This window comes from Streptomyces sp. SID5785 (genome assembly GCF_009870065.1).
GTDB lineage: Bacteria > Actinomycetota > Actinomycetes > Streptomycetales > Streptomycetaceae > Streptomyces.
Map to the genome: position 1 here is coordinate 1 of NZ_WWIA01000203.1, position 4972 is coordinate 4972.

Consider the following 4972-nt stretch of genomic DNA (forward strand, 5'->3'; position numbering starts at 1 on the left):
CCGCGGAGGGGGCGGCGGAGGCCGCCGTGGCGCCGAGGGCGGGGAGGGCGACGGCGGTCGCGGCCGCGGCTCCGAGGACCGAGCGGCGCGACGGCTGCGATGACGTGGGGCGTGGGGACACAGCGGCTCTCCTGGTTCAAGAAGTGAACGAGTGGGGGTGTGGGAGCGCTCTCTCGCGGAGGGATGCTTCAGCTTCGTGAAGGTTGCGTCAAGAGTTACGACGAGATTCCGGACTCATTTCCTGATCCGGCGTCCTTCTGACACTTCTTCATCCCACTTGTCTCAGCGCCGAGTTCAAGAACCGATCACAGCAAAGACGACCCGGGGAGCGTCGGATCCCTTGACACCCCCGCGTCACGCCCTCAACACTCCGAGCGTGGGAGAGCGCTCTCTCAGCCAATCCCCACCTCCCACAGAGGAGTTCACCCATGCCACGGAGAACGAGGATCCTCTCCGGGTCCCTGGTCGCCGGCGCACTCCTGCTGACGACCCTCGGCATCGGCGGCACCGCCCTCACGGCAGGCGCCGAGACCGCACCGGACACCGGGACGTCCCAGGTGGCGGCCGTCCATCCCGCGGGCCACCGGATGGCGCCGTCCACCCAGTCCTCGGGCGACGACCCGGACGGTGACGGCTACATCCCGGCGGACCCGCCGGTGACCGGCGTCGAACCGTCGGACAAGGAACCGCCGCACCGCTACTTCCACGAGTTCCAGGCCCACTGCTCCGTCACCCACACGAAGCCGGACGACCCGATCGTCTACCCGGGCCAGCCCGGCAAGTCGCACGACCACACGTTCATGGGCAACACGACCACGGACGCGAACAGCACCACGGCCTCCCTGGACGCCGGCTCCACCAAGTGCCTCGCGCCCGGGGACCGTTCGGGCTACTGGATGCCGACCATGCTCAAGGGCGACACCCCCGTGCTGCCGGTCGGCGACCAGACCATCTACTACAAGGCGGGCGTCACCGACTACACGAGTGTGCGTCCGTTCCCCAAGGGGCTGCGCTTCGTCGTCGGCAGCCCGATGCAGAGCGCGCAGGAGTTCCGCGACCACCCCGGGTTCGTCGAGGGCTGGGAGTGCGGGACGAGCTACTTCAACGTCGAGTTCCCGACGGACTGCCCCACCACGCAGGACACCCAGGTCAACATCCGTATGCAGGCGCCCAGTTGCTGGGACGGGAAGTACCTCGACACCCCCGACCACAAGAGCCACATGGCCTACCCGGTGGTGAAGGCCGGCACGAACAACAACGTCTGCCCGCCCGACCACCCGGTCGCGCTGCCGATGATCGAGTTCAAGATGGCCTTCCCGGTCAACGGCGACCTGTCCGACGTACGCCTCTCCAGCGGCGCGGCCCACTCGTTCCACTACGACTTCTTCAACGCGTGGGACGACAGGACGCTCGCGGCGATGGTCGACCACTGTGTCGTCGGCGCCCTCCAGTGCGACCCGCGCGGCTACGACGAGACCCACCCCGAGGCGGGCGCGGTCCTCGACGAGAACTACGAACTGCCCTGACCGGTGCGGGGACGGGCGGCTCCGGCGAGCCGCCCGCCCCCGCTCGCACCGCTCCCCTCACGCTCCCCCTCACACCCCCACCGGAGGCATCCGCATGCCCAGAACCACCGCACGGTCCCGCCGCACCCGCCGCATCGCCCCGCCCCTGACCGCGGGCGTGCTCGCGGCCGGCTTCCTCGCCCTGCCCGGCGCGACCGCCCACGCGGCGGGCGACGTGGTGAAGGTGACCGGCTCCCAGGGCGCCTGGCAGCTCGAGGTCAACGGCTCCCCCTACCAGGTCAAGGGCCTGACCTGGGGACCCTCCGTCGCCGACGCCGACCGCTATCTGCCGGACCTGCGGTCCATGGGCGTCAACACGATCCGCACCTGGGGCACCGACGCCACGAGCAAGCCCCTGTTCGACTCCGCCGCCGCGAACGGGATCAAGGTCATCGCCGGCTTCTGGCTGCAGCCCGGCGGCGGCCCGGGCAGCGGCGGCTGTGTGAACTACCTGACCGACACGGCGTACAAGAACCAGATGCTCGACGAGTTCCCCAAGTGGGTCGACACCTACAAGGACAACCCGGGCGTCCTGATGTGGAACGTGGGCAACGAGTCGGTGCTCGGGCTCCAGAACTGCTACAGCGGCGACGAGCTGGAGCGTCAGCGCGACGCGTACACGACGTTCGTCAACGACATCACCAAGAAGATCCACGCCGTCGACCCGAACCATCCGGTCACCTCCACCGACGCCTGGGTCGGCGCCTGGCCCTACTACAAGAAGAACGCGCCCGACCTCGACCTGTACGCCGTGAACGCCTACAACGCCGTGTGCGACGTCAAGTCGGCCTGGGACCAGGGCGGTTACGACAAGCCCTACATCGTCACCGAGACCGGCCCCGCGGGCGAGTGGGAGGTGCCGGACGACGCCAACGGGGTCCCCGAGGAGCCCGCCGACCGGGCGAAGGCCGAGGGCTACACGAAGGCCTGGGACTGCATCACCGGGCACCGGGGCGTCGCGCTCGGCGCCACGATGTTCCACTACGGCACCGAGAACGACTTCGGCGGCGTCTGGTTCAACCTGCTGCCCGCGGGCGAGAAGCGCCTCTCGTACTACGCGGTGAAGAAGGCCTACGGCGGCGACACCTCCGGCGACAACACCCCTCCCGTCATCACGGACATGACCGTCGAGGGCGGCGCCTCCGCGGTGCCCGCGGGCGGCGAGGTGACCGTGGCCACGCAGGCCACCGACCCCGACGGCGACGCGCTGACGTACCAGGTCCTCGGCAACAGCATGTACCTCGACCAGAACAAGGACCTGGTCCCGCTGGCGTCCACCGACGAGGGCGGCGGCCGGGTGAAGGTCACCGCACCGGACCGGCCCGGCGTGTGGAAGTTCTACGTGAAGGTCACCGACGGCAGGGGCAACGTGGGCATCGAGTCCCGCTCCGTGCGCGTCGTGCCGCCGCCCGTCGACGGCACGAACCTCGCCGCCGGCCGGCCCGCGACCGCCTCCTCCGAGCAGACCACCGAGTACGGCGGCTGCCCGTGCACCGCGGCCGCGGCGTCGACGGCAAGAACGACACGCGCTGGGCGAGCGACTGGAGCGACCCTCAGTGGCTGCGCGTCGACCTCGGCGAGAGCCGCTCCTTCCGGCACGTCCAGCTGAACTGGGAGACCTCGTACGCGAAGGCGTACACGATCCAGACCTCCGAGGACGGCGAGAACTGGACGACCGTGCGGGAGGTCACCGACGGCAACGGCGGGATCGACGACTTCGACGTCGCCGGCACCGGCCGCTACGTCCGTGTCCACGGCACCGCGCGCGGGACCGGATACGGCTACTCGCTCTACGAGTTCGGGGTCTACAACTGAGTGCGGACCCCTCGCGTCCCCCCGGTGGGAGAGCGCTCTATCTGAGCGGGGGGCCGGGCCGCTAAGGTGCCGACATGAGCAGACAGGCCCCCACGCTCGAGGACGTCGCCCGGGAGGCGGGAGTCTCCCGGGCCACCGTGTCCCGGGTGGTCAACGGCGTGCGCAACGTCGACCCGGCGATCTGCGCACTGGTGCAGGGCGCCATCGAACGCACCGGGTACGCGCCCAACCGCGCCGCCCGTTCGCTGGTGACCCGGCGCGCCGAGACCGTCGCCCTGGTGGTGTCCGGCGCGGGCGACGCCGCGGAGGAGGAGCAGCCGGGGTTCGCCGGGCGGGTGTTCGCCGACCCGTTCTTCGGCCGCGTGGTCGGCGGGGTCGTGGGGTACCTGCGGCCCCGCTCGATGCATCCGGTGCTGATGTTCGCCGAGTCGGGCCCCGCCCGCCGCGAGGTCCTGTCGTATCTGCGCCAGGGCCGGGCCGACGGCGCGCTCGTGGTGTCGACGCACGCCGACGACCCGCTGCCCGCGCTGCTCGCCGAGGCGCGGCTGCCCGCCGTGCTGTTCGCCCGGCCGGCGACACCGGTGCCGCTCAGCTACGTGGACCTCGGGCACCGGGACGGCGGCGGGCTGGCCGCCGCGCATCTCGTCGCGCGCGGACGGCTGCGGGTCGCGACCATCTCCGGGCCGCTGTCGGTGACCGCCAGCCAGGAGCGCCTCGCGGGGTTCCGGGACGCGATGGCGCGGCACGGGCGGCCGCTGGTGCCGAGCGCCGAGGGCGGCTTCACGCGGGCGAGCGGCGCGGCGGCGATGGCCCGGCTGCTCGACGGACACCCGGATCTCGACGGGGTGTTCGCGGCGAACGATCTCATGGCGCAGGGAGCCTGTCAGGTGCTGCGCGAGCGCGGGCGGCGGGTGCCGGAGGACGTCGCGGTCATCGGGTTCGACGACTCCAGCGTGGCGGTGACCTGCGATCCCACTCTCACGACGGTGCGTCAGCCGGTCGAGCGGATGGGCGCGGAGATGGCCCGGCTGCTCGACGAACAGGTGCGCGGCGAGCGGACGGAGCCGACGTCGGTCGTCTTCGATCCCGAACTGGTGGTCCGCGACTCGGCGTGAGCCGGCCCCGGCCGGCGTCTCACCGCTCCGCCGCCCGGCCGAGGTCGGCGCCCGCCTTCTGCAGGGCGTCGACGGCCGCCCGGATCGAGGGGCGCCGGTCCGCGTCCGCGCGCCAGACCACGTACACGTGGCGGCGCACCTTCTGGCGGACCGGCACCGTGACGACGCCCTCGGGCATCGGGTGCCGGCCGAGCAGCGGGGCGACGCAGACACCGAGGCCCGCGGCGACGAGGCCGAGCTGGGTGTGGGTCTCGGCGGCGCGGTGGCCGACCTGGGGCTCGACGCCGCGGGCGCGCAGGGTGAACAGCAGCCACTCGTGGCAGAACTCGCCCTCGCCCCAGGTGATCCACTCGTCGCCCGCGAAGTCCTCGAGGCCGACCTCGGCGCGGCCGGCGAGCGGGTGGTCCGCGGGCATCGCGATGTCGGCCGGGTCGTCGAGGATGCTCGCCTTGACCAGCCCGTCGGGCATCGGCATCA

General features: G+C 71.8%; 3 protein-coding genes and 1 pseudogene. 3 read left to right on the forward strand and 1 reads right to left on the reverse strand.

Going from position 1 to position 4972, the window contains the following annotated elements; genetic code table 11:
- The first annotated feature begins 428 nt into the window (after positions 1-428).
- From GTW43_RS05985 to GTW43_RS05995, 3 genes and pseudogenes are all read left to right on the forward strand, one after another.
- Positions 429-1526, forward strand: coding sequence for a DUF1996 domain-containing protein (locus tag GTW43_RS05985; RefSeq protein ID WP_161300570.1), 1098 nt, complete (start codon positions 429-431; stop codon positions 1524-1526).
- A 94-nt stretch (positions 1527-1620) separates the two neighbouring features.
- A pseudogene (locus tag GTW43_RS05990) lies at positions 1621-3380 on the forward strand (discoidin domain-containing protein).
- 74 nt (positions 3381-3454) lie between these two features.
- Positions 3455-4495 carry a LacI family DNA-binding transcriptional regulator gene (locus GTW43_RS05995; RefSeq protein WP_161300571.1) on the forward strand — a complete coding sequence of 347 codons (1041 nt, stop codon included), beginning with the start codon at positions 3455-3457 and terminating at the stop codon, positions 4493-4495.
- 19 nt (positions 4496-4514) lie between these two features.
- Here GTW43_RS05995 and GTW43_RS06000 read toward each other — a convergent pair.
- On the reverse strand, positions 4515-4972 hold a 458-nt coding region (locus tag GTW43_RS06000), incomplete at its 5' end, for a LysR substrate-binding domain-containing protein (RefSeq protein ID WP_237536436.1).

What these genes read in the sequence shown, in the direction of transcription:
- GTW43_RS05985 (WP_161300570.1), top strand. Translation starts at nt 429, where the DNA reads ATGCCACGGAGAACGAGGATCCTCTCCGGGTCCCTGGTCGCCGGCGCA.
- GTW43_RS05995 (WP_161300571.1), top strand. Translation starts at nt 3,455, where the DNA reads ATGAGCAGACAGGCCCCCACGCTCGAGGACGTCGCCCGGGAGGCGGGA.